This is a genomic window from Noviluteimonas caseinilytica, assembly GCF_018406605.1.
Lineage (GTDB): Bacteria > Pseudomonadota > Gammaproteobacteria > Xanthomonadales > Xanthomonadaceae > Noviluteimonas > Noviluteimonas caseinilytica.
On record NZ_AP024545.1, the window covers coordinates 1,404,351 to 1,426,450 of the forward strand.

General features: G+C 68.3%; 18 protein-coding genes and 1 pseudogene. 13 read left to right on the forward strand and 6 right to left on the reverse strand.

Going from position 1 to position 22,100, the window contains the following annotated elements; genetic code table 11:
- Positions 1–7 precede the first annotated feature (7 nt).
- A pseudogene (amt, locus tag LYSCAS_RS06855) lies at positions 8–1,297 on the forward strand (ammonium transporter); the annotation flags it as partial.
- A 4-nt stretch (positions 1,298–1,301) separates the two neighbouring features.
- Here amt and LYSCAS_RS06860 read toward each other — a convergent pair.
- From LYSCAS_RS06860 to LYSCAS_RS06870, 3 genes are all read right to left on the reverse strand, one after another.
- Positions 1,302–3,431, reverse strand: coding sequence for an amylo-alpha-1,6-glucosidase (locus LYSCAS_RS06860; protein WP_244858694.1), 2,130 nt, complete (start codon positions 3,429–3,431; stop codon positions 1,302–1,304).
- Complete coding sequence (locus LYSCAS_RS06865; protein WP_213437016.1) at positions 3,428–4,489, reverse strand: glycosyltransferase family 4 protein; 1,062 nt, start codon at positions 4,487–4,489, stop codon at positions 3,428–3,430. The genes LYSCAS_RS06860 and LYSCAS_RS06865 overlap by 4 nt, the downstream gene beginning before the upstream one ends.
- Positions 4,490–4,589: 100 nt before the next feature.
- Positions 4,590–5,576, reverse strand: coding sequence for an SDR family oxidoreductase (locus tag LYSCAS_RS06870; protein ID WP_213437018.1), 987 nt, complete (start codon positions 5,574–5,576; stop codon positions 4,590–4,592).
- A 142-nt stretch (positions 5,577–5,718) separates the two neighbouring features.
- Between LYSCAS_RS06870 and LYSCAS_RS06875 the strand changes: the two genes are divergently transcribed.
- The 4 genes from LYSCAS_RS06875 to otsA all read left to right on the forward strand — a co-directional run bounded on the left by LYSCAS_RS06875 (position 5,719) and on the right by otsA (position 10,065).
- Positions 5,719–6,051: a hypothetical protein gene (locus LYSCAS_RS06875; protein ID WP_213437020.1), complete on the forward strand. Its 333-nt coding sequence runs from the start codon at positions 5,719–5,721 to the stop codon at positions 6,049–6,051.
- Positions 6,052–6,114: 63 nt separating this feature from the next.
- Positions 6,115–6,909: a trehalose-phosphatase gene (otsB, locus tag LYSCAS_RS06880; protein WP_213437027.1), complete on the forward strand. Its 795-nt coding sequence runs from the start codon at positions 6,115–6,117 to the stop codon at positions 6,907–6,909.
- Positions 6,906–8,690 (forward strand): glycoside hydrolase family 15 protein, encoded by a 1,785-nt coding sequence (locus LYSCAS_RS06885; protein ID WP_213437029.1) that lies wholly within the window; start codon positions 6,906–6,908, stop codon positions 8,688–8,690. Before otsB ends, LYSCAS_RS06885 begins: the two co-directional genes overlap by 4 nt.
- A gap of 7 nt (positions 8,691–8,697) precedes the next feature.
- A complete protein-coding gene (gene otsA, locus LYSCAS_RS06890; RefSeq protein ID WP_213437031.1) occupies positions 8,698–10,065 on the forward strand; it encodes an alpha,alpha-trehalose-phosphate synthase (UDP-forming) in 1,368 nt (455 codons plus the stop codon).
- 6 nt (positions 10,066–10,071) lie between these two features.
- Here the strand turns inward: otsA and LYSCAS_RS06895 are convergent, their stop codons facing one another.
- The 3 genes from LYSCAS_RS06895 to LYSCAS_RS06905 form a co-directional block, all read right to left on the reverse strand.
- Positions 10,072–10,536 (reverse strand): tRNA (cytidine(34)-2'-O)-methyltransferase, encoded by a 465-nt coding sequence (locus LYSCAS_RS06895; protein WP_213437033.1) that lies wholly within the window; start codon positions 10,534–10,536, stop codon positions 10,072–10,074.
- A gap of 24 nt (positions 10,537–10,560) precedes the next feature.
- Positions 10,561–10,779 carry a hypothetical protein gene (locus LYSCAS_RS06900; RefSeq protein WP_213437035.1) on the reverse strand — a complete coding sequence of 73 codons (219 nt, stop codon included), beginning with the start codon at positions 10,777–10,779 and terminating at the stop codon, positions 10,561–10,563.
- 135 nt (positions 10,780–10,914) lie between these two features.
- Positions 10,915–11,625, reverse strand: a complete 711-nt coding sequence (locus LYSCAS_RS06905; RefSeq protein ID WP_213437036.1) for an SDR family oxidoreductase — start codon at positions 11,623–11,625, stop codon at positions 10,915–10,917.
- Between the two features lie 112 nt (positions 11,626–11,737).
- Here LYSCAS_RS06905 and LYSCAS_RS06910 point away from each other — a divergent pair, with 112 nt between their 5' ends.
- The 8 genes from LYSCAS_RS06910 to ubiB all read left to right on the forward strand — a co-directional run bounded on the left by LYSCAS_RS06910 (position 11,738) and on the right by ubiB (position 22,061).
- On the forward strand, positions 11,738–14,641 hold the full coding sequence (locus LYSCAS_RS06910) for a M16 family metallopeptidase (protein WP_407075178.1): 2,904 nt from the start codon (positions 11,738–11,740) through the stop codon (positions 14,639–14,641).
- 2 nt (positions 14,642–14,643) lie between these two features.
- Entirely contained in the window at positions 14,644–14,949 is a 306-nt protein-coding gene (locus LYSCAS_RS06915; RefSeq protein WP_213437040.1) for a DUF4156 domain-containing protein, read from the forward strand.
- Positions 14,950–15,147: 198 nt separating this feature from the next.
- Positions 15,148–16,164: a 3-oxoacyl-ACP synthase III gene (locus LYSCAS_RS06920; protein WP_213437042.1), complete on the forward strand. Its 1,017-nt coding sequence runs from the start codon at positions 15,148–15,150 to the stop codon at positions 16,162–16,164.
- Positions 16,158–17,063 carry an alpha/beta fold hydrolase gene (locus LYSCAS_RS06925; protein WP_407075166.1) on the forward strand — a complete coding sequence of 302 codons (906 nt, stop codon included), beginning with the start codon at positions 16,158–16,160 and terminating at the stop codon, positions 17,061–17,063. Before LYSCAS_RS06920 ends, LYSCAS_RS06925 begins: the two co-directional genes overlap by 7 nt.
- 3 nt (positions 17,064–17,066) lie before the next feature.
- Entirely contained in the window at positions 17,067–18,722 is a 1,656-nt protein-coding gene (gene oleC / locus LYSCAS_RS06930; protein ID WP_213437044.1) for an olefin beta-lactone synthetase, read from the forward strand.
- Complete coding sequence (gene oleD, locus LYSCAS_RS06935; protein WP_213437046.1) at positions 18,719–19,711, forward strand: 2-alkyl-3-oxoalkanoate reductase; 993 nt, start codon at positions 18,719–18,721, stop codon at positions 19,709–19,711. Before oleC ends, oleD begins: the two co-directional genes overlap by 4 nt.
- Before the next feature lie 38 nt (positions 19,712–19,749).
- The gene (locus tag LYSCAS_RS06940; protein ID WP_213437048.1) at positions 19,750–20,394 is read left to right on the forward strand and encodes a ubiquinone biosynthesis accessory factor UbiJ; all 645 of its coding nucleotides are present in this window, start codon (positions 19,750–19,752) and stop codon (positions 20,392–20,394) included.
- Positions 20,391–22,061, forward strand: coding sequence for a ubiquinone biosynthesis regulatory protein kinase UbiB (ubiB, locus tag LYSCAS_RS06945; RefSeq protein ID WP_213437050.1), 1,671 nt, complete (start codon positions 20,391–20,393; stop codon positions 22,059–22,061). Before LYSCAS_RS06940 ends, ubiB begins: the two co-directional genes overlap by 4 nt.
- Positions 22,062–22,100: the final 39 nt, after the last annotated feature.

Here is a 22,100-nt window from a genome sequence, read left to right on the forward strand (position 1 = left end):
ACCGCGGGACCCCACCCCAAACCCTTCCCCTGCACGCAGGGGAGGGGCTTCGCGAACGGGAGACGGCATGGTCGACAAGGGCGACACCGCGTGGATGCTGGTTTCCACCGTCCTCGTGATGCTGATGATCGTCCCCGGCCTCGCGCTGTTCTACGGCGGCCTCGTCCGCGCGAAGAACATCCTCTCGGTGTTGATGCAGGTGCTCGTCGTCGCCTCGCTCGCGATCGTGCTGTGGGTGGTGTACGGCTACTCGCTCGCCTTCGAAGGCGGCAGCGCGTGGATCGGGGGCTTCGGCAAGTTGATGCTGTACGGCATCGGGCCGACGTCCACCATCGCCACGTTCACGCCGGGCGTGCGCATTCCCGAACTGGCCTACGTCGCGTTCCAGGGCGCGTTCGCCGCCATCAGTTGCGCGCTGGTCGTCGGCGCGATCGCCGAACGCGCGAAGTTCGCCGCGGTGCTGCTGTTCGCCGCGCTCTGGTTCACCTTCGCCTATCTCCCGCTCGCGCACATGGTGTGGGCGTCCGATGGATTGCTGTTCCGCATGGGCGCGCTGGATTTCGCGGGTGGCACCGTGGTGCACATCAACGCGGGGGTCGCGGGCCTGGTCGGTGCGTACATGCTCGGGCCGCGCGTCGGCTTCGGGCGCGAGCGTTTGTCGCCGCACAACCTGCCGCTCACGTTCACCGGCGCAGCGATGCTGTGGGTCGGCTGGTTCGGCTTCAACGCGGGCTCGGCGCTGGAAGCCAACGGCGTCGCGGCGCTCGCGTTCCTCAACACCCTGGTGGCCGCGGCAGCCGCGGTGCTCGCGTGGAGCACCGTGGAAGCCACGCTGCGCGGGCGCGCGTCGATGCTGGGCGCGGCGTCGGGTGCGGTGTCCGGCCTCGTGGCGATCACGCCCGCATGCGGCACGGTGGGCATCGGGGGCGCGCTGGTCATCGGCGCGCTTGGCGGCGCGGCGGGGTTCTGGGGCGTCAATGCGTTGAAGCGTTACCTGCGCGCGGACGACTCACTCGACGTGTTCGGCATCCACGGCGTGTGCGGCATCGTCGGCGCGCTGTCGACCGGCGTGTTCACTGCGCCCGCGCTGGGCGGTGCGGGCAGCCGCGACTTCTCGATCGCGCACCAGCTGGGCGTGCAGGCCGTCGGCGTCGTGATCACCATCGCCTGGTCCGGCGTGGTCGCGCTGCTGGCCTTCCAGGTCGCACGCCGCCTGCGCGGCCTGCGCGTGGACCACGACGCGGAACGCGAAGGCCTGGACATCAGCGCGCACGGTGAGTCGGCGTACGAAATCTGACGCCTCAGTTGCGCAACCGCACCGGCGGCACGCGATCGCCCCGGCCGTCGACGAACATCGCCACGCGCCCGTCGATGCGCCGGAAGCGCAGGTCGACGCGATCGTTGCCCAGCGCGACATCGAGCAACCGCACTTCGTCGATGCCGATCGGCAGGCGCGGACGATCGACCGAGATCTCGCCACGCAAGCCATCGATCTCCACGCCCAGGCACGCCTGCAGCAACATGAAAGGCGCGCCCGCGGCCCACGCCTGCGGCAGGCAGGCGACGGGGTAGGCGATCGGTGGCGCGCCCTGCACGCGCGGGAAGCCGCAGAACAGTTCCGGCAGGCGCATGTCGAAGTTCACCGCGGACTCGAACGCACTGCGCAGCAACGTGACCGCCGCATCGCGATGCCCGTAGCGCGCGATGCCCGCGGCGCATAGCGCCGTGTCGTGCGGCCAGATCGATCCGTTGTGGTACGACATCGGGTTGTAGCGCGCTTCGCCAAGCGCGAGCGTGCGCACGCCCCAGCCCGTGTGGAATTCCGGCAGCATCAATTGCGCGGCCACCGATGCAGCGCGCGCGGGATCGGGCAAGCCGCAGAACAACAGATGCCCCGGATTGCTGGCGCGCACTTCGCACAGTGCGCCCTTGCCATCGACCGCGATGCCGTAGAAGCCGCGATCCTCCATCCAGTAGCGCGCTTCCACCGTCTCGCGCAATCGATTGGCGCGCGCGTCCCAACGTTGCGCGTCCTCGATCTCGCCGCGCAGCCCGGCCAGCTCCGACATCGCGCGGAACGCGGCGTACGCATAGCCCTGCACTTCGACGAGCGCGATGGGGCCGGGCGGGAATTTCCCGTCGGCATGGAACACCGAATCCTCGCTGTCCTTCCAGCCCTGGTTGGACAAGCCGGTGGATTCGCCGCGCGCATAATCGAGGAAGCCGTTCGCGTTGGCATCGCAGACGCGCTCGATCCAGCCCGTTGCCGCGCGCAACGCAGGCCACAGGCGATCGACGAAGGCCATCTCGCCCGTGCGGCGCGCGTAGGCGCCCGCCAGCATCACGAACAGCGGCGTCGTATCCACGCCACCGTAATAACGCCCGAACGGCAGCTCCTTCATCGCCGCCATCTCGCCCTTGCGCGTCTCGTGCATGATCTTGCCGGGCGCCGAATCCAGGAACGACGACTCCTCCTGCGCCTGGTGCGCCGCGAGGAAGCCCAGCACGCCGCGCGCGATGCCCGGATCGAGCCACAAGGTCTGCAGCGCGGTGATCACCGCATCGCGCCCGAACGGCGTCGAGAACCACGGGATGCCCGCGTAGGGATACGGCCCGGTTTCCAGTTCGCTCGTCAGCAGCGCGAGGTCCGCGCGCGATCGTTGCATCCACGCATCGAACAACGGCCCGTTGCTGCGCACGCGCGCACCGCGACGCCCGCGCGACCGCATGCGGCGACGCGCCTGCGCCGCCGCTGTGCGATGCGTGGCGCGCGAAGGCACGGGGCCCGCTTCGCTGCCGACTTCGACGAACAGTTCCACTTCTTCGCCCGGCACCAGCGGGAACAGGAATTCCAGCATCCGGCCTTCCACGCGATGCGCCTCGCGCGAGAACGCCACGACCGACGCGCGCATCACCTGGTCCAGCCCGCGATAGCGGAACTCCACCGTGTGGCTGCCCGCCGTGTGCGGCGTCGACAGCAACTCGCCGCGCGCCGGACGCACCATGCCGCGCACTTCGAACATGTCGCGGAAGTCCGCGCCGAGTTCGATGCGCACCGGCAGCGTCAGCGGGGCGTTGCCGTAGTTCATGAAGGCGAGGCGCTCGTACATGCGCTCGTCGTGCAGGAAGCGCGAGCGCAGGATGTGCACGAGCCCTTGCGGGGCCTCGCTGCCACCGAGCGGCGGCAACTGGCGATTGGTGAGGTGCGCGAGGAAGAAGACGTTGTCTTCCGTGACCGCGGCGCTCAGCAGCGCGGGCACCGTTTCGCCGAGGCGCAGGCGGTAGATCGACAGCAGCCGCGTGTCGTCGCGGAACATCCCCGTGCTGCCTTCCTCGATGTCGCCGTACCCGTTGGCCACGAGGAAGCTGTCCCCGTCCTTGAGGACATGGCTCGCATACAACGCGGCAGTCGCCGCCGGATCCATGCTCATGCCAGGCGCAGGCCGCGATCGGGTTCGCGACCTCGCGCCAGTTGTCGGTACAGGTCCACGTAGTGCTCGGCCATCCCGCGCGCGGTGAAGCGGCGCTCGAACACATCGCGCACCGCACGTCGGTCGTAGCCCAGCACTTCGCGCGTGGCGGCCACCGCATCGTCTTCGCTGGACACGATGCGGCCGGTCACGCCGTCGTCGATCACTTCGGGCACCGAGCCGCAACGCCACGCGACCACCGGCGTACCGCAGGACATCGCTTCGATCATCACGATGCCGAAGGGCTCCGGCCAGTTGATCGGGAACAGCAGCGCGGCGGCATTGCCGAGGAACTCCGGCTTCTGCGCATCGCCGATCTCGCCGATGAATTCCACGTCCGCGCCGCGCAGCAGCGGCTCGATCGCGCGCTCGTAGTACGCCTTGTCCTGCGCGTCGATCTTCGCGGCCACCTTCAACGGCATGCCGACGCGGCGTGCGATGGTGATGGCGCGATCCACGCGCTTCTCCGGCGAGATGCGGCCGAGGAAGGCGAGGTAATCGCCCTGCGGCTCGCCGTTGAACGGGCACAGCGTATCCGGCATGCCGTGGTGCACCGTGCCGAGCCAGTTGGCACTCGCCAGCGGCTTGCGCTGGTTCTCCGAGATCGATACGAGCGGGAACTGATCCCACTGCCGGTACACGCCCGGCAGGTCCTTGAGGTCCAACCGGCCGTGCAACGTCGTCAGCGTGCGATCCGCGAACTGCTCGAAGAACGGGAAGTGGATCATGTCGGTGTGGAAATGCAGCACGTCGAAATCGTCCATGCGCTCGCGCAGCTCGTGCAGCATGCTCATGTGCGAGGCAAGGTCGGATTTCAGCGGCGCGGGATCCAGCCGGATCGCCTGGTCGCGCGAAGCATGCAGCGTGGCGCGCGTCTTCGCTTCGGCCGACGCAAACAGGGTGACCTCATGTCCTGCATCCACGAGAGCATCGGTCAGCCAGGCCACCACGCGTTCGGTGCCACCGTAGAGTTTCGGCGGAACCGCTTCGTACAGCGGCGAAATTTGCGCAATCCTCAAGACAGTTCCCCACGCGGCGGTCAGTGCCGCACCGTAGGCGAAAGGCCGTAAAAACGACGTCTGGAGCACGCGAGAGCGAGGCTGCGCCCCATTCAGATGCTCAGCCGCGCGGGCCGCCCATCACCGGCAGGATCGCGCCGTTGATGTACGACGCGGTCACTTTCGAGGCGAGGAAGACGAACGCGGGCGAGATCTCTTCCGGTTGCGCGGGACGTCCCATGTCGCTCTGCTTGCCGAATTCGGCGACGGCCTCTGCGGGACGATCCGACGGATTCAACGGCGTCCACACTGGTCCGGGCGCCACCGCGTTCACGCGGATGCCGCGTTCCAGCAGGTTGCTGGCGAGCGACTTGGTGAACGCATGGATCGCGCCCTTCGTCGCGGAGTAGTCCAGCAGTTCCTTGCTGCCGAACAACGCCGTCTCCGAGCCGCAGTTGATGATCGACCCGCCTTCGGGCAAGTACGGCAACGCCGCGCGCGCCATGTGGAAGTAGCCGCCGATGTTGGTCTGGAGCGTTTCCTGGAAGTGTTCTTCGCTGATGTCCGCCAGCGATGCGGCGTGCAACTGGAAGGCCGCGTTGTTCACCAGGATGTCGAGGCGCCCGAATTGCTTGACCGTCTTTTCCACCGCTTCTTCGCAGAAGCGCACGGATTTCACGTCGCCGGGGAGCAGCAGGCAACGCTGGCCTTCGGCTTCCACCAGGCGCTTGGTCTCTTTCGCATCCTCGTGTTCCGACAGGTAGACGATCGCCACGTCGGCGCCTTCGCGTGCATAGAGCACCGCGACCGCGCGCCCGATGCCGGAATCGCCGCCCGTCACGATCGCCACCATGTCGGCGAGCTTTTCGCTGCCGATGTAGTCGGGCGCGAGGAAGCGCGGGGCGAGGGCGAGGTCGTGTTCGTTGCCCGGTTTATCGAGGTGCTGCTTCGGCAGTTGCGTGGGTTCCTTGCGCGCGCCGGCCTGCACGGGTTTCTTCTTCGCCTGCGAACTCTGCGGTTTCGCCTTGGCGTCCTTCGCCTCGATCACCGATTGCAGCGCCCGTTGCTTCTTCGCGGTGGACGCGCCGGTCTGTTTCTTGCTTGCCATGCGGAACTCCGGGCGCGGGAAAGCCCCGAACCTAGCGATGCGCGCGTTGAAGCGACGTGGAAGGGGCGTCGCGTTTTTCCATCACGCGCCGCACCGCGCACGCGCGCTAGGTTCGCGCTCACCAGCCCGCAGGGAGACGCCCATGCCACGCGATATTCCGACCAAGCTCCCCGCCGACGGCGAACTCGAACGCCGCGACCCGCGCGTCGAAACGCGGCCGCGCGACGAAGACGTGCACATCGATCGCCGCGACCAGGTGCTGCTGCACGACATGCCGTCCATCACCAACCGCGGCACCGGCAGCGTCGATCCGGCCGCCGAGGGCCATGGCAAGTCCGCCAAGGCGATCCACGACGAGGATCCCGACGGCATGGGCATTCCCGGCGAAGCGGTGCGCAGCGGCCACGACCAGCAAGGCAGCGGCTTCTCCAGTTCCGACGACACCGCGATGGACGATCGCCATCTCAGCGATTGAGCACGGCGCGCGTTGACGCGCCGTCCACCCGATGCTCACGACGGCGTGAGCACAATCGATCGGATGGAAACGAGTGAACGCCCGCGTCCATCGCCGCCGCCGCCCGCGCCTGGATGGACCGATACATGGGCGTTGTTCCTCGACGTCGATGGCTCGCTGCTCGATTTCGCGCTGGATCCCAATGGCGTCGTGACGCCCGAGGGATTGCAGCGCGACATCGCCACGCTCCACGTTGCGCTCGATGGCGCCGTTGCCTTGGTGAGCGGGCGCGCGATCGATGCGATCGACGATGTGCTCGGTGCATTGCGACAAGTGCCAGCTGCTGGCCTGCACGGACTCGAACGCCGTGAAGCGGGCGGCGCGTACTTCGCGCCACCGCCCGCGCCCGACGCACTCGATGCCGTGCATGCAGAAGCGCAACACGTCGCCGTGGCGTTCCCCGGTGCCGTCGCCGAACGCAAGGGACCGAACCTCGCGCTGCATTGGCGCGCCGCACCGGAAGCGCAGGATGCCTTCCGTGCATTCGCTGCAGCGGCGTTGCGATTGCTGCCGGAGTATCGCGTGCAGGCCGGCGACCACGTGCTCGAACTGCGTCCCGGCGGCGAATCCGCCGACAAGGGCACCGCGGTGGAAGCGTTCCTGCAGCAAGCCCCGTTCCGCGGTCGCCGCCCGGTGTTCGTCGGCGACGACCTGACCGACGAACACGCCTTCGCCGTCGTCAACGCGCGCGACGGCATCAGCATCCTCGTCGGCGATCGCGATGCCAGCGTCGCGCGCTGGCAGTTGGCCAATCCCACCGCGGTGCGTGCCTGGTTGCATGCGCTCGCCACCGCCACCGCCACAGGAGTGCACGCATGACGCGCCAGGCCAGCCTCGATCTCGGCGTCATCGGCAACGGCACGTTCGGCGCCCTGATCGATCCCGACGGCAGCGTCGTGTGGTGCTGCCTGCCCGCGTTCGATGGCGATCCTGCGTTCTGTTCGCTGCTCTCGCCCAAGCGCCCGGGCGGTGCGTGGGAGATCGAGCTCGAAGACCAGGCGCACACCGAACAACGCTATCTCCCGAACACCGCCATCCTCATCACGGTGCTGCACGACCGCCACGGCGGCGCGCTGGAGATCACCGACTTCGCACCGCGCTGGCGGCATTACGATCGCCTCTATCGCCCGGTCGGCCTGTTCCGCCGCGTGCGTCCGCTCGCCGGTTCGCCGCGCATCCGCGTGCGCCTGCAACCGCTCGCCGACTGGGGCGCGCGCGAACCCGAACGCACGTGGGGCAGCAACCACATGCGCTGGCTGTTGCCCGGCCACGTGCTGCGCCTCACCACCGACCTGTCGCTGCGCCTGCTGCGCGACGAACTGCCCTTCGTGCTCGATCGCGAACTGCACTTCGTGCTCGGCCCTGATGAAACGCTGACGCAGCCGATCGGCGCGTTCGTCCGCGACGCCGAAGAGCGCACGACGAACTACTGGCGCGAATGGGTGCGTTACCTGTCGATCCCGCTGGAATGGCAGGAGGCCGTGATCCGCAGCGCCATCACGCTGAAGCTGTGCCAGTACGAGGACACCGGCGCGATCATCGCGGCGATGACCACGTCCATCCCCGAAGCGCCGCACACCACGCGCAACTGGGATTACCGCTACTGCTGGCTGCGCGATGCGGCGTTCGTCGTGCGCGCGCTCAACCGGCTCGGCGCGACGGCGACGATGGAGGAGTACATCCGCTACATCTTCAACATCGTCACCGCCGAACCCGCGGACATCCAGCCGGTGTTCGGCATCGGCTTCGAAGCGCAACTGCACGAAGACGAAGCCGAAGGCCTGGCGGGCTATCGCGGCATGGGCCCCGTGCGCGTCGGCAACCTGGCGTGGAAGCAGGTGCAGCACGATGTGTACGGCAGCGTCATGCTCGCCTCGACGCAGTTGTTCTTCGACCAGCGCCTGCAACATCCGGGCGATGCGGCGACGTTCGCGCGCCTGGAGCCGCTGGGCGAACAGGCCTGGCGCATGCACGACCAGCCGGATGCGGGCCTGTGGGAATTCCGCGGACGCGCGTCCGTGCACACGTATTCGTCGGTGATGTGCTGGGCCGCGTGCGATCGCCTGGCGAAAGTCGCGGCGCGCTTCGGCCTGGTCGAGCGCGTGCAGCATTGGCGCGGGCGCGCGGATCGCATCCGCGCCAAGGTGATGGAAGCGGCGTGGAATGCCGAGCTCGGCCACTTCGTCGATGCCTTTGGCGGCGATCGCCTCGATGCGAGCCTGCTGCTGCTCGCGGACACGGGTTTCATCGAAGCGAAGGATCCGCGCTACATCGCCACGGTGGAGGCGATCGGCAAGGGCCTGCGCCGCGGCCACGGCCTGTATCGCTACATCGCGCCGGACGACTTCGGCGCACCGGAAACCAGCTTCACCATCTGCACGTTCTGGTACGTCGAAGCGCTCGCCGCGATCGGCCGCCATGACGAAGCGCGCGCGTTGTTCGAAACCGTGCTCGCGCGGCGCAATCCGCTGGGCCTGCTGTCGGAAGACCTGGGCTTCGAAGATGGCGAGGCGTGGGGCAACTTCCCGCAGACGTATTCGCACGTGGGCCTGATCAGCGCTGCGATGCACCTGTCGCGCCCGTGGCAGGACGCCACGTGAGTCGCGCATGAGTCGCCTCGTCATCGTCTCCAATCGCGTCGCGTTGCCGCACGAACAGCGTGCCGGCGGGCTCGCGGTGGCGATGCGCGCGGCGCTGAAGGAATTCGGCGGGCTGTGGTTCGGCTGGAGCGGCAAGCGCGTGCGCGACGAACCCTCGGGCCGCATGCACGAGATCAAGGACGGCAACACCACGTACGCGACGATGGACCTGTCGTACGAAGATTTCGACGGCTACTACAACGGCTTCTCCAACCGCACGCTCTGGCCGCTGCTGCACTTCCGCCTCGACCTGGTGGACTACCGGCGCGATACCTACGACGACTATCGCCGCGTGAATTCGCTGTTCGCCGAGAAGCTGGCGAAGCAATTGCGCCCGGACGACGTGGTGTGGGTGCACGACTACCACATGATTCCGCTCGCCCAGCGCCTGCGCGAACTCGGCGTCGCCAATCGCATCGGCTTCTTCCTGCACGTGCCGATGCCGTCGTCGGACCTGCTGGCGGCGATGCCGAACCACGAACAATTGTTTTCGTCGCTGGCCGCGTATGACCTCGTCGGCTTCCAGACCGAGCGCGACCTGGACCGCTTCCAGAGCTACGTGCGCCTGTATCGCGGCGGCAAGGTGTACGCCGATGGTCGGTTGCGCATGCAGGACGGGCGCGAATTCCGCGCCGGCGCATTCCCGATCAGCATCGACACCGGGATGATCGCGCGCCAGGCCGCCGCTGCCGTGTCGCGCGCATCGGTGCAGCGCCTGCGGGACAGCCTCGGCAGCCGCGTGCTCGCGATCGGCGTGGACCGGCTCGATTACTCGAAGGGCTTGCCGGATCGCTTCCGCGCCTTCGAACGCTTGCTGGAGAGTTATCCCGAACTACACGGGCAAATCACCTACCTGCAGCTCGCGCCCGTCTCGCGCGTCGAAGTGCCGGAATACCAGGCGTTGCGCCGCGAACTGGAAGGCCTGGCCGGCCACATCAACGGCCGCCACGCCGCGCCGGAATGGACGCCGGTGCGCTACGTCAACCGCGATTTCTCGCACGGCGTGCTCACGGGCTTCTATCGCAGCGCGGACATCGGCCTGGTCACGCCGTTGCGCGATGGCATGAACCTGGTGGCGAAGGAGTTCGTGGCGTCGCAGGATCCGGAGAAGCCCGGCGTGCTCGTGCTGTCGCGCTTCGCCGGCGCGGCGGCGGAGATGCACGAAGCCCTCATCGTGAATCCGTACGACCTCGACGGCGTCGCCGACGCCCTCGCGCAGGCGCACGCCATGCCGATGGATGAACGCAAGGAACGCTGGCACGCGCTGCACAAGCGCCTGCAGAAACACGACATCACGTTGTGGCGGCGGAAATTCCTTGAGGCGCTCGCGGCCTGAGCCGCGTCATGCGCCGCCGTTGAAGCCCTGCTGGCGCCACGCTTCGAACACGACCACCGCGATCGCATTGGACAGGTTGAGGCTGCGATTGCCCGGCCGCATCGGCAGGCGCAGGCGCTGCGATTCCGGGACATGCGAGAGCACATCGTCCGGCAAGCCGCGCGTCTCGGGCCCGAAGAGAAACGCATCGCCTTGCGTGTAGGACGGCGTATCGAAGCGCACGCTGCCGCGGGTGCTCAGTGCGAAGAGGCGTTGGGGTGCGATCGCGGCGAGCGCTGCATCGAGCGAATCGTGGACCTGCAGCGTCGCGTATTCGTGGTAGTCGAGGCCGGCGCGTCGCAGCTGCGCATCCTCGAGCGTGAAGCCCAACGGCCGGACCAGGTGCAGGCGCGCCCCGGTGTTGGCGCACAAGCGGATCGCGTTGCCGGTGTTGGGCGGGATCTCGGGCTGGAAGAGGACGACATCGAACATGCCGCCATCATCGACACAAGCCGCTCAACCTTCCAGCTTCACCTTGCGCACGATGTGCAGCGCGCCCGGGATCATCGAATGGAAATCGACGCGGGGCAGGGCGGCGGCGGTCGCGGTGGCGTTCGCTTCGGCCTGCGCGGTGGCCGGTTCGCCCGGATCCCGGGCAGCGACGCCGGCGGCGAGGAGCAGCGCGGCGACGGGTAGCGCCAGCAGGCCGCGGAGCAGTTGGGTGTGCATCGACATGGGAGACCTCCTTGGCGTGCCGGACGGAGCACTTGGTTGACCAGTACTCACGCACGGAACGTGCCAATGCCTAACGCATTGATTCGCAAGGAATGACGGTGCGACGTTCGCGTGTCCGCGGACGTCCGGACGTGGTTACCAGGCCATCTGCTCGCCGCGCCAGTCGAGGAAGCGGCCGCTGTCCTTGGCCTTCAAGCCGCCGATCACCTGCAGCAACCCGGCTGCCGATTCCTCCGGCGAGATCTCGCCACCGGTGCCGCCCATGTCGGTGCGCACCCATCCGGGACTGAGCGCCACCACCAGGATGTTGCGCGATGCGAGTGCCAGCGCGAGTTGCACGGTGGCCATGTTCTGCGCGGCCTTGCTCATCGAATAACTCGGCGAGCGGAATTCCGTGCGCGTGGCGAGGCTGGCCATCTGCGTGGAAATGTTGGCCACCGTCGCGCCGTCGGCGAGCAGCGACGCGAGCGCCTGCACCAGCAGCAGCGGGCCGATCGCGTTCACGCGCAGGCTGTCTTCGAGGATCGCCGGATCCAGCTTTCCCCAGCGTTCGCCGGAATGCAGCACGCCGGCGTTGTTCACGAGCAAGTCGATCGGTGCGCCGTCGAGGACCAGCGGGAGTTCGCGCGCGAGTTCGTCTCGCGATTTGTCGGTGGCCACGTCGAGGGGCAGCACGTGCAGGCGGCCCGGGTATTCGCCCGCGAGCGTGTTGAGCGCGGTGGCCTTGCCGGGGTGGCGGGCAGTGGCGACGACGCGATCTCCACGCGCGAGCAGTTGCCGCGTGAAGGCGAGCCCCAATCCGCGGTTGGCGCCGGTGACCAGGCTGTGCTTCGGGGCGCTTGCCATGCCTGCGTTCCTTGCGACCGCGGCGGGTGTGCCGTCCGACCTAGTGTATCCACCGCGGCGGCGGGCTAGGATCGCCGGTCAAACGACCCGGAGCTTCCACCGAATGAACCCGATCCGCAGGCCGCATTCCGCCCTGGCCACGTGTGCGCTGTCGCTCGCGCTGTCCTTCGCCATCGGCGGCACCGCTTTCGTGCCTTCGATCGCGCACGCCGCGTCGCCCAAGGCAGAGCTGGACATCCCGTACGAGGCGTTCACCCTCTCCAACGGCCTGCGCGTGATCGTGCACACCGACCGCAAGGCGCCGGTGGTGTCGGTGGCCATCTGGTACCACGTGGGTTCGAAGGACGAGCCGACCGGTCGCACGGGCTTCGCGCACCTGTTCGAGCACCTGATGTTCAACGGCTCGGAGAACCACAAGGGCGAGTACTTCGGCCCGTTCGAAATGGCCGGCGTGTCGGACATCAACGGCAACACCTGGCTCGACCGCACGATGTACTTCGAAACGGTGCCCACCACCGCCCTCGACATGGCGCTTTGGATGGAATCCGACCGCATGGGCCACCTGCTCGGCGCGATCGACCAGGCCACGCTCGACGAACAGCGCGGCGTGGTGCAGAACGAAAAGCGCCAGGGCGAGAACGAACCCTACGGCCGCGTCGACGAACGCATGCTGGCCCAGACCTTCCCGGCCAACCATCCCTACCACCACGACACCATCGGCTCGATGGCGGACCTCAACGCCGCCTCGCTCGATGACGTGAAGACGTGGTTCCGCACGTACTACGGCGCGGCCAACACCGTGCTCGTGCTCAGCGGCGACATCGATGCCGCCACCGCGAAGGCGAAGGTGCAGCAGTACTTCGGCGACATCGCACCGGGACCGGCCGTCGCACGCCAGGCGCAGTGGGTCGCACCGCGCACCACGTCCACGCGCGACCAGATGGAAGACACGGTCGCGCAGACGCGTATCTATCGCGAATGGAACATCCCGGCGCGCGACCAGCGCGACTTCGTGATGCTCTACCACGCGGCCGGCGTGATGGGCGGCGGCAAGACCTCGCGCCTGTACCAGCGCCTCGTCTACAAGGACAAGCTGGTCGACGACGTGCAGGTGGATGTCACGCCGTTCGAGCTCGCCAGCCAGTTCGTGCTCACCGCCGATGTCAAGCAGGGCGTGGATCCGAAGAAAGTCGAGGCCGCGATCGCCGAAGAATGGCAGCGCTTCCTCGCGGAAGGCCCGACGCAGGACGAACTCGCGCGCCTGCAGGCGCAGGATCGCGCCGGCACCATCCGCGGCCTCGAGCGCGCCCTCGGCAAGGCCTCGCGCCTGGGCGAAAGCGCGCTGTACCTCGGCAGCCCGGATGCGTGGAAGAAGCTCTACGCCTGGAACCAGGAAGCCACGCCCGCCGACGTGCAGGCCGCCGCGAAGAAGTGGCTGTCGCAGGGCGATTACACGCTCACCGTCGTGCCGGTGAAGGAAGCGCCGAAGATCGAAGACGTCGCCGGCCTGCCCGCCAGCAAGGACAAGCCCGCCGACATCCCCGGGACGTCCACCGCCTCGCTCAAGGCGACGCCCGGCACCGTCGATCGCAGCAAGGGCGTGCCCGAAGTCACCAGCTTCCCCGACATCAAGTTCCCGCAGGTCCAGCGCGGCAAGCTGAAGAACGGCATCGAAGTCGTGCTTGCCGAACGCCACACGGTCCCGACCGTAGGCATCACGCTGCAGTTCGACGGCGGTTACGCCAGCGATGCCGGCCGCAAGCTCGGCACCGCCAGCTTCACCTCGGCGATGCTGGATGAAGGCACGCAGTCGCTGGATTCGGTCGAGATCGCGCAGCGTCGCGAACGCCTCGGCATGAACCTCTCCACCGGCTGCAACCTCGACAGCTGCAGCGCGTCGGCCAACGTGCTGAAGGCCGAACTCGCGCCGTCGCTGGCGCTGTTCTCCGACGTCGTGCGCAACCCGGCGTTCCGCGATGCGGACGTCGAACGCATCCGCGCGCAGTGGCTGGCCGGCATCGCGCAGGAAAAGACGCAGCCCACCAGCCTCGCGCTGCGCACGCTGCCGCCGCTGCTGTACGGCGCGGGCCATCCGTACGCGATCCCGTTCACCGGCAGCGGCACCGAAGCCGACATCCAGGCGCTCACCACCACCGACATGCGCGGCTGGCAGGCCGCGTGGCTGCGCCCGGACAACGTGCGCATCTTCGTCGCCGGCGACACCACGCTCGCGGAAATCACCAAGCAGCTCGACGCGGCCTTCGGTGACTGGAAGGCGCCGTCGGTGGCCAAGGGCACCAAGACGCTGCCGAAGGTCGCCGAGCAGACCGCGCCGCGCGTGTTCCTGGTCGACAAGCCCGGTGCGCAGCAGTCGCTGATCCTCGCCGGCCTGCTCGCACCGCCCACCACCGTGCCGAACGACCTGGAAATCCAGACGATGAACGGCGCGTTCGGTGGTGCGTTCACCGCGCGCCTCAACATGAACCTGCGCGAGAACAAGCACTGGGCCTACGGCGCGTACAGCTTCTATCGCGACGCCCTCGGCCAGCGCCCGTACATGCTTTACGCGCCGGTGCAGACCGACAAGACCGCCGAGTCGGCGAACGAAATTCGCATGGAAGTGAACGACGTGATCGGCAAGCGCCCGCTGTCGACGGACGAGATCGCCAAGATCAAGGCCAACGACGTGCGCGGCCTGCCGGGCAGCTACGAAACCGCGAGCGCGGTGCTCTCGGCGCTGACCAGCAACGCGCTGTACGGGCGTCCCGACGACTACGTGTCCACGCTGAAGGCCCGCACCGAAGCGCAGACCGACGACGCGGTGCGCGCCGCGGCGACGGAAATCATCAAGCCGAAGGCGCTGACGTGGGTGATCGTCGGCGACCTGTCGCAGATCGAGCAGAAGGTGCGCAAGCTCGACCTCGGCCAGGTCTCCATCATCGACGCCGACGGCAAGCCGGTGACGCGCGCCGCCGTCGCACCGGCGAAGGCGCCCGCCGCCAACGGCACGAAGTGATGATGCGTCCCGCGATCGGGCTCGTGCTCGCCGTCGTGCTGTCGTCCTGCACCTGGGTCCACATGGCCCCGGGTGCGAGCGCGGTCAAAGTGGTGACCGGCCCGCCGGCCGGTTGCCAGAACCGCGGCGAAGTCGAGGTGTCCGTGAAGGACAGCGTCGCCTTCTACGACCGGAACGCACTGCGCGTGCAGGAAGAACTGGAAACGCTGGCCCGCAACGAGGCCCCGGGCCTCGGCGCCAACACGGTGCAGCCGCTGGCGCCGCCCAAGGAAGGTTCGCAGCGCTACGCCGCGTGGAAGTGCCGTTGAGCCACCGGAAGCGGACATTCCGGCCCGCCTGAACAGCGGGATCGTCCACATCTTCATGAATCCACGGGTCCTGCGGGACCCGTTTCCATTTTCAAGACCTGTGCGGCGGCGGTGAAGCCGGTATCCTGTCGCGCCCCCGGGCCCGGCCGCTTCGGCCCCCGCTCGCGGGATCCGTCACTTCGCAGGCAGTCCCCCATCATGTTGTTCCAACACGTCGCCATTGCCGGCCTCGCTCATATCGACGCGCCGCGCCGCTTGAGCTCGGACGAAATCAACGCGCGCCTCAAGCCCACGCTGGATCGCCTCGGCATCAAGACCGACGTGCTGCAGGACGTGGCGGGAATCCATGCGCGACGCTTGTGGGATGAAGGCATGCAGGCCTCCGACGCGGCGACGCTCGCGGCGGTGAAGGCGCTGGCCGATGCCGGCATCGATCCCGACAAGGTGGGCCTGCTGGTCAACACGTCGGTGAGCCGCGACTTCCTCGAGCCGTCCACGGCGTCGATCGTCAGCGGCAACCTCGGCCTGTCCGACATGTGCCAGAACTTCGACGTGGCCAACGCGTGCCTGGCGTTCCTCAACGGCATGGACATCGCCAGCCGCATGATCGAGCGCGGCGAGATCGACTACGCGCTGGTCGTCGACGGCGAAACCGCCGACCTGGCGTACGAGAAGACGCTCGAGCGCCTGCTGCGCGTGGAAACGACGGAAGAAGAATTCAAGAACGAACTCGCCACGCTGACGCTGGGGTCCGGCGCCGCCGCGATGGTGCTCGCGCGTGCCGAACTCGCCCCGGGCGCCCCGCGCTACAAGGGCGGCGTGACGCGCGCGGCCACCGAGTGGAACAAGCTGTGCCGCGGCAACCTGGACCGCATGGTCACCGACACCCGCATGCTGCTGATCGAAGGCCTGAAGCTCGCGCAGAAGACCTGGATCGCCGCGCGCCTGGCGCTGGGCTGGGTGGCCGAGGAGATGGACGAGTTCGTCATCCACCAGGTCAGCCAGGTGCACACCGCCGCGTTCGTGAAGGCCTTCGGCATCAACCCGAAGAAAGTGCTCACCATCTTCAACGAGCACGGCAACATCGGCCCGGCCTCGGTGCCGATCGTGTTGTCCAAGCTGCGCGAAATGGGCCGCCTGAAGAAGGGCAACCGCATCGCGTTGCTCGGCATCGGCTCGGGCCTCAACTGCTCGATGGCCGAAGTCGTTTGGTAAACGCGCAAGCGCTGCCCGACTACCCGTTCGAACCGAAGCGGATCGCGATCCGCCCGGGCATCGAACTGTCGTACCTCGACGAAGGCCCGCGCGACGGCGAAGTCGTCGTCATGCTCCACGGCAATCCGTCGTGGAGCTATTACTGGCGCCACCTTGTCACCGGCCTGCGCGATCGCTATCGCGTGATCGTGCCCGACCATGTCGGCATGGGCCTGAGCGACAAGCCGGACGATGCGGCGTATCGCTACACGTTGCAGTCGCGCGTCGATGACCTGGCCACGCTGCTCGACACGCTCGGCATCGATGGCCCGGTCACGCTGGTCGTGCACGACTGGGGCGGCATGATCGGCATGGGCTGGGCGATGGCGCATCCCGCCCGCGTGCGGCGCTGGGTGGTGCTCAACACCGCGATGTTCCCGCTGCCCGAAGCCAAGCCGATGCCGTGGCAGTTGTCGCTCGGGCGCGATTCGAAGCTCGGCGCGCTGATGATCCGCGGGTTCAATGCGTTCTCCGGCATCGCCTCGCATGTGGGCGTCGAACGCCGCATGCCCGACGCCGTGCGCCGCGCGTATGTCGCGCCGTACGACACCTGGCGCAACCGCATCGCCACGCTGCGCTTCGTGCAGGACATTCCGCTGCGCGAAGGCGATCCGGCGTGGGCGTTGGTCGATGCGGCGGGTCGCGCGTTGCCGACGTTCGCCGACCGGCCCGCGTTCCTCGGCTGGGGCCTGCGCGATTTCGTGTTCGACGGCCATTGCCTCGATGCATTCCGCCGCGCGTGGCCACAGGCGGAGACGCACGCATTCGACGACGCCAACCACTACGTGCTGGAAGACAAGCACGCCGTGCTGGTGCCGGCGATCCGCGCCTTCCTGGATCGCCACGCGCTGCTGGCCTGAGCCATGCGCGATTCCAACATCGCCGCCGCCCTCCCGCGCCTGGCCCGCGAACGCGGCGACCAGGTGGCGATGCGTTGCCCGGGCCGCGATGGCCGCTACGCAACCGCGATCACTTACGCGCAGCTCGACGCCCGCAGCGATGCGATCGCCGCGGGTCTGGCCCTGCGCGGCATCGTGCGCGGCACGCGCACCGTGGTGATGGTGCGGCCGACGCCGGAGTTCTTCCTGCTGATGTTCGCGCTGTTCAAGGCGGGCGCCGTGCCGGTGCTGGTGGATCCGGGCATCGACAAGCGCGCGCTGAAGCAATGCCTCGACGAAGCCGCGCCGGATGCCTTCATCGGCATCCCGCTGGCGCATGTGGCGCGCGTGGTGTTGCGCTGGGCACGCTCGGCGTACATCCGCATCACCACGGGATCGCGCGCGTTCTTCGCGGACGCGACGCTTGCGGACGTCGAACGCGACGGCGCGAATGCCGGCCCGCAACTCGCCGACACGCAACCCGACGATGTCGCCGCGATCCTGTTCACCAGCGGCTCCACCGGCGTGCCGAAGGGCGTGGTGTATCGCCATCGCCACTTCGCCGCCCAGATCGACATGTTGCGCGAAGCGTTCGGCCTCGCGCCCGGTGGCGTGGACTTGCCGACGTTCCCGCCGTTCGCGTTGTTCGATCCGGCGCTCGGCGTCACTTCGATCATTCCCGACATGGATCCCACGCGGCCCGCGAAAGCGGATCCGCGCAAGCTGCTGGCGGCGATCGAGCGCTTCGGCGTGACGCAGTTGTTCGGCTCGCCTGCGTTGGTGGCGGTGCTTGCGCGTCATGGCGTGGCGATGCCGACGGTGAAGCGCGTGACATCGGCGGGTGCGCCGGTGCCGCCGGATGTTGTCGCGAAGATGCGTGCGCTGTTGCCCGGTGATGCGCAACTCTGGACGCCGTACGGCGCCACTGAATGCCTGCCCGTCAGCGTGATCGAAGGGCGCGAGCTGCAGGGCACCCGCGAAGCCACCGAGCGTGGCGCCGGCACCTGCGTCGGCCGTCCCGTGCCGCCGAACGACGTCCGCATCATCCGCATCGACGACAACGCGATCGCCGAGTGGTCGGACGCGCTGTGTGTTTCGCCGGGACAGGTGGGCGAGATCACCGTCGCCGGGCCGTCGGCCACCGATTCGTATTTCCGTCGCGATGCTGCGACCGCGCTCGCGAAGATCCGCGAACGTCTCGCGGATGGCAGCGAACGCATCGTGCATCGCATGGGCGATCTCGGCTGGATCGATGGGGACGGTCGCCTGTGGTTCTGCGGGCGGAAGACGCAGCGCGTGATCGTCGATGACCTGACGACGCTGTGCACCGAGCAGGTCGAGCCAATCTTCAACACGCATCCATGGGTCGTGCGTAGCGCACTGGTCGGTGTCGGTCCGAAGGGCGCGCAAGTGCCGGTCCTCTGCTACGAGGAAACGAACCACATCAGCACCGGTGTCTTCGATGTCCAGGACAGGCTGCGCCATCTCGCCGATGGCCATGTCCACACCGCGAAGATCCGGTATTTCCTGCGCCACCCCGGCTTCCCCGTCGACATCCGCCACAACGCCAAGATCGGCCGCGAAAAACTCGCCGTGTGGGCGACACGCGAACTGGCGAAGCGCAAGATGCCCGCGCCATGAAGATCCTCGTCACCGGTGGAGGCGGCTTCCTCGGCCAGGCGCTGTGCCGCAACCTGGTGGAGCGCGGCTTCGAAGTCGCCAGCTTCAATCGTGGCCATTACGCCGCACTCGATGCGCTGGGCGTCGAACAACACCAGGGCGACCTCGCCGATCGCGACGCCGTGCTGGCCGCCACGCAAGGCATCGGCGCGATCTTCCACAACGCCGCGAAGGCCGGCGCGTGGGGTCCGTACGACGACTACTTCCGCGCCAACGTGCTCGGCACGCGCAACGTGCTGGCCGCGTGCCGCGCGCATGGCATCGCGCGTCTCGTGTACACGTCCACGCCGAGCGTCACGCATCGCGCGACGCATCCGGTGGAAGGCGGCACCGCCGACAGCGTGCCGTACGGCAGCGGGTTCAAGGCGCCCTATGCGACGACCAAGCTGATCGCCGAACAGGAAGTGCTCGCGGCGAACGACGCCACGCTGGCCACCATCGCCTTGCGTCCGCGCCTGATCTGGGGCCCGGGCGACAACCAGTTGCTGCCGCGCCTGGCGCAGCGCGCACGCGCCGGTCGCCTCCGCCTGGTGGGCAGCGGCGACAACCTCATCGACACCACGTACATCGACAACGCCGCGCAGGCGCACGTCGATGCGTTCCACCATCTCGTGCCGGGCGCCGCCTGCGCGGGCCGTGCGTACTTCATCAGCAACGGCGATCCGCGGCCCGTGCGCGAGATCGTCAACGCGCTGCTCGGTGCCGTCGGCGCGCCGCCCGTGACGAAGCACCTGCCGTTCCGCGCCGCGTTCGCGATCGGCGCGGTGTGCGAAGGCCTGTGGACCGCGCTGCCCCTGCGCGGCGAGCCGCCGATCACGCGTTTCCTCGCCGAGCAGCTGAGCACGACGCACTGGTACGACATGGGACCGGCGACGGACGACTTCGGCTACGTGCCCGGCGTGTCGATCGAGGAAGGCTTGCGGCGCCTCGCCGAAGCGAACCGGCCTTGACCCTGGCGTCGGGGGCAGACCGTCTAGAATCCCCGGCCATGACCGCGACCCCCGACCGCTCCCCGTTGAACTGGCGCCGCCACGCCGGCCGCGCGCTCGAGATGGCGCTCGACCGCGCGCTCGCGCTCGACCCGGACACGCGCGCGTCGTTGCGCGCACTGGACGGCCGCCGCGTCGCGCTCGCGATCGAAGCACCGCCGCTCGCGTTGCAGGTCACCGTCGACGGCGAACACCTCCGCGTCGGCCCGGTCGACGATGCGAACGAACCCGACCTCGGCATCCGCGCCACGCTCGGCGGCCTGGTCTCGCAGCTTCCGTTCTTCAAGCGCGACGACGCGCCGCCCGTGGGCCGCGTGCGCGTGTCCGGCGACGCCGACCTCGCGCGTCGCCTGCAGCGCCTGGCCGAACGCTTCGATCCGGATTGGCAGCAACCCTTCACCACCGTGTTCGGCGATGTCGTCGGCGTGCAGGTCGCCAAGGCGTTCGGCGCCGCGTTGCGCGAAGCGAAATCCGCCGGTGCGGGCTTCGCGGGCAGCACGGCCGAATACCTGACCGAGGAATCGCGCGACGTGGTGGCGAAGGATGAACTGCACGCGTTCTTCGACGACGTCGACGCGGTGCGCGACGACGTCGAACGCCTCGCCGCGCGCGTGCAACGCCTGCGTCGCGGGAGCGCCGCATGACGCCGGTGCTGCGCGCCGCGCGCATCGGCCGCGTGCTGGTGCGTTACCGCCTCGATGATCTCCTCGACGACACGCCCGCCGAACGCTGGCTGCGCCTGATGCGCCCGTTCGTGCCGAGCGCGTCGGCCGAAGTGGCCGCGCAATCGCGCGGTGCGCGCCTGCGCCTGGCGTTGCAGGAGCTCGGGCCGATCTTCGTGAAGTTCGGGCAGATCCTGTCGACGCGCCGCGACCTGGTGCCGCCCGACATCGCGATCGAACTCACGCTGCTGCAGGATCGCGTCGCGCCGTTCGACGGCAACACGGCGCGCGTGCTGGTCGAAGAAGCGCTGGGCCAGCCGATCGATGTGGCCTTCGCCTCGTTCGACACCACGCCGCTCGCATCCGCGTCCATCGCGCAGGTGCACGCGGCGCAGATGCACCCGGTGGGCGACCAGCCGCCGCGCGAGGTCGTGGTGAAGGTGCTGCGCCCAGGCATCGAGAAGCAGATCGCGGGCGACATCGCGCTGCTGAAGTCGATTGCCGCGCTGGTGGATCGCACGCATCCGTCCGCCGACAAGATCCGCCCGCGCGAGATCGTCGCGGAGATCGAGAACACGCTGGCCGCCGAACTCGACCTGCAGCGCGAAGCCGCGAACGCCTCCGTGCTGCGTCGCTTCTGGCAGGGCTCCAACGACCTGTACGTGCCCGAGCCGATCTGGTCGCACACCGCGCAGCGCGCGCTGACGATGGAGCGCGTGCACGGCATCCCGAGCGACGACATCGCCGCGCTCGATGCCGCCGGCATCGATCGCAAGGCGCTCGCCGCGAAGGGCGTGCGCGTGTTCTACCAGCAGGTGTTCCGCGACAACTTCTTCCACGCCGATGCGCACGCCGGCAACATCTGGGTGGATGCGCAGCGCCAGCAGGACCCGAAGTTCATCGCGCTCGACTTCGGCATCATGGGCCAGCTCTCCAGCGAGGATCAGTACTACCTCGCGGAGAATTTCATGGCGATCTTCAACCGCGATTACCGCCGCATCGCCGAGCTGCACGTGCAGGCCGGCTGGATGCCGTCGCACATCCGCATCGACGAGCTGGAAGCCGCGGCGCGTTCGGTGTGCGAGCCGTACTTCACGCGGCCGCTGTCGGAGATCTCGCTGGCCGAGGTGCTGATCAAGCTGTTCCGCACCGCGCAGCGTTACGAACTCACGCTGCAGCCGCAGTTGATTCTGTTGCAGAAGACGCTGCTGAACATCGAGGGCGTCGGCCGGCAGCTGGATCCGGACATCGACATCTGGGCGGTCGCGCGCCCCGTGCTCGAGCGCATCCTGCTCGATCGCTACAGCCCGCAGCAGCTGCTCACCGAGTTCCGCAAGCGCCTGCCGGAAATGGTGACGCGCGCGCCGGACATGCCGCGCCTGTTGCACAGCTGGCTGACGCAGCAGGTGGAAGGCGGGCATTCGCTGAAGATGCAGTCGCAGGACATCCGCGACCTCACGCAGATGATCCGCGGCGCACAGCGGCGCGTCATCTCCGCGATCCTGGGCACGGGCCTGCTGATCGCCGCTGCGGTGATGTACAGCCTGGAAGCCGGCGGCCCGCGGTTCTTCGGGTTGCCAGCGTCGGTGTGGATCGCGGGACTGGGTGGGGCGTGGGCGCTGCTCGCCGCGTGGCCGCGTCGTAAATAAAGCTCCCTCCCCCTGCGAAAGCAGGGGAGGGTTGGGGAG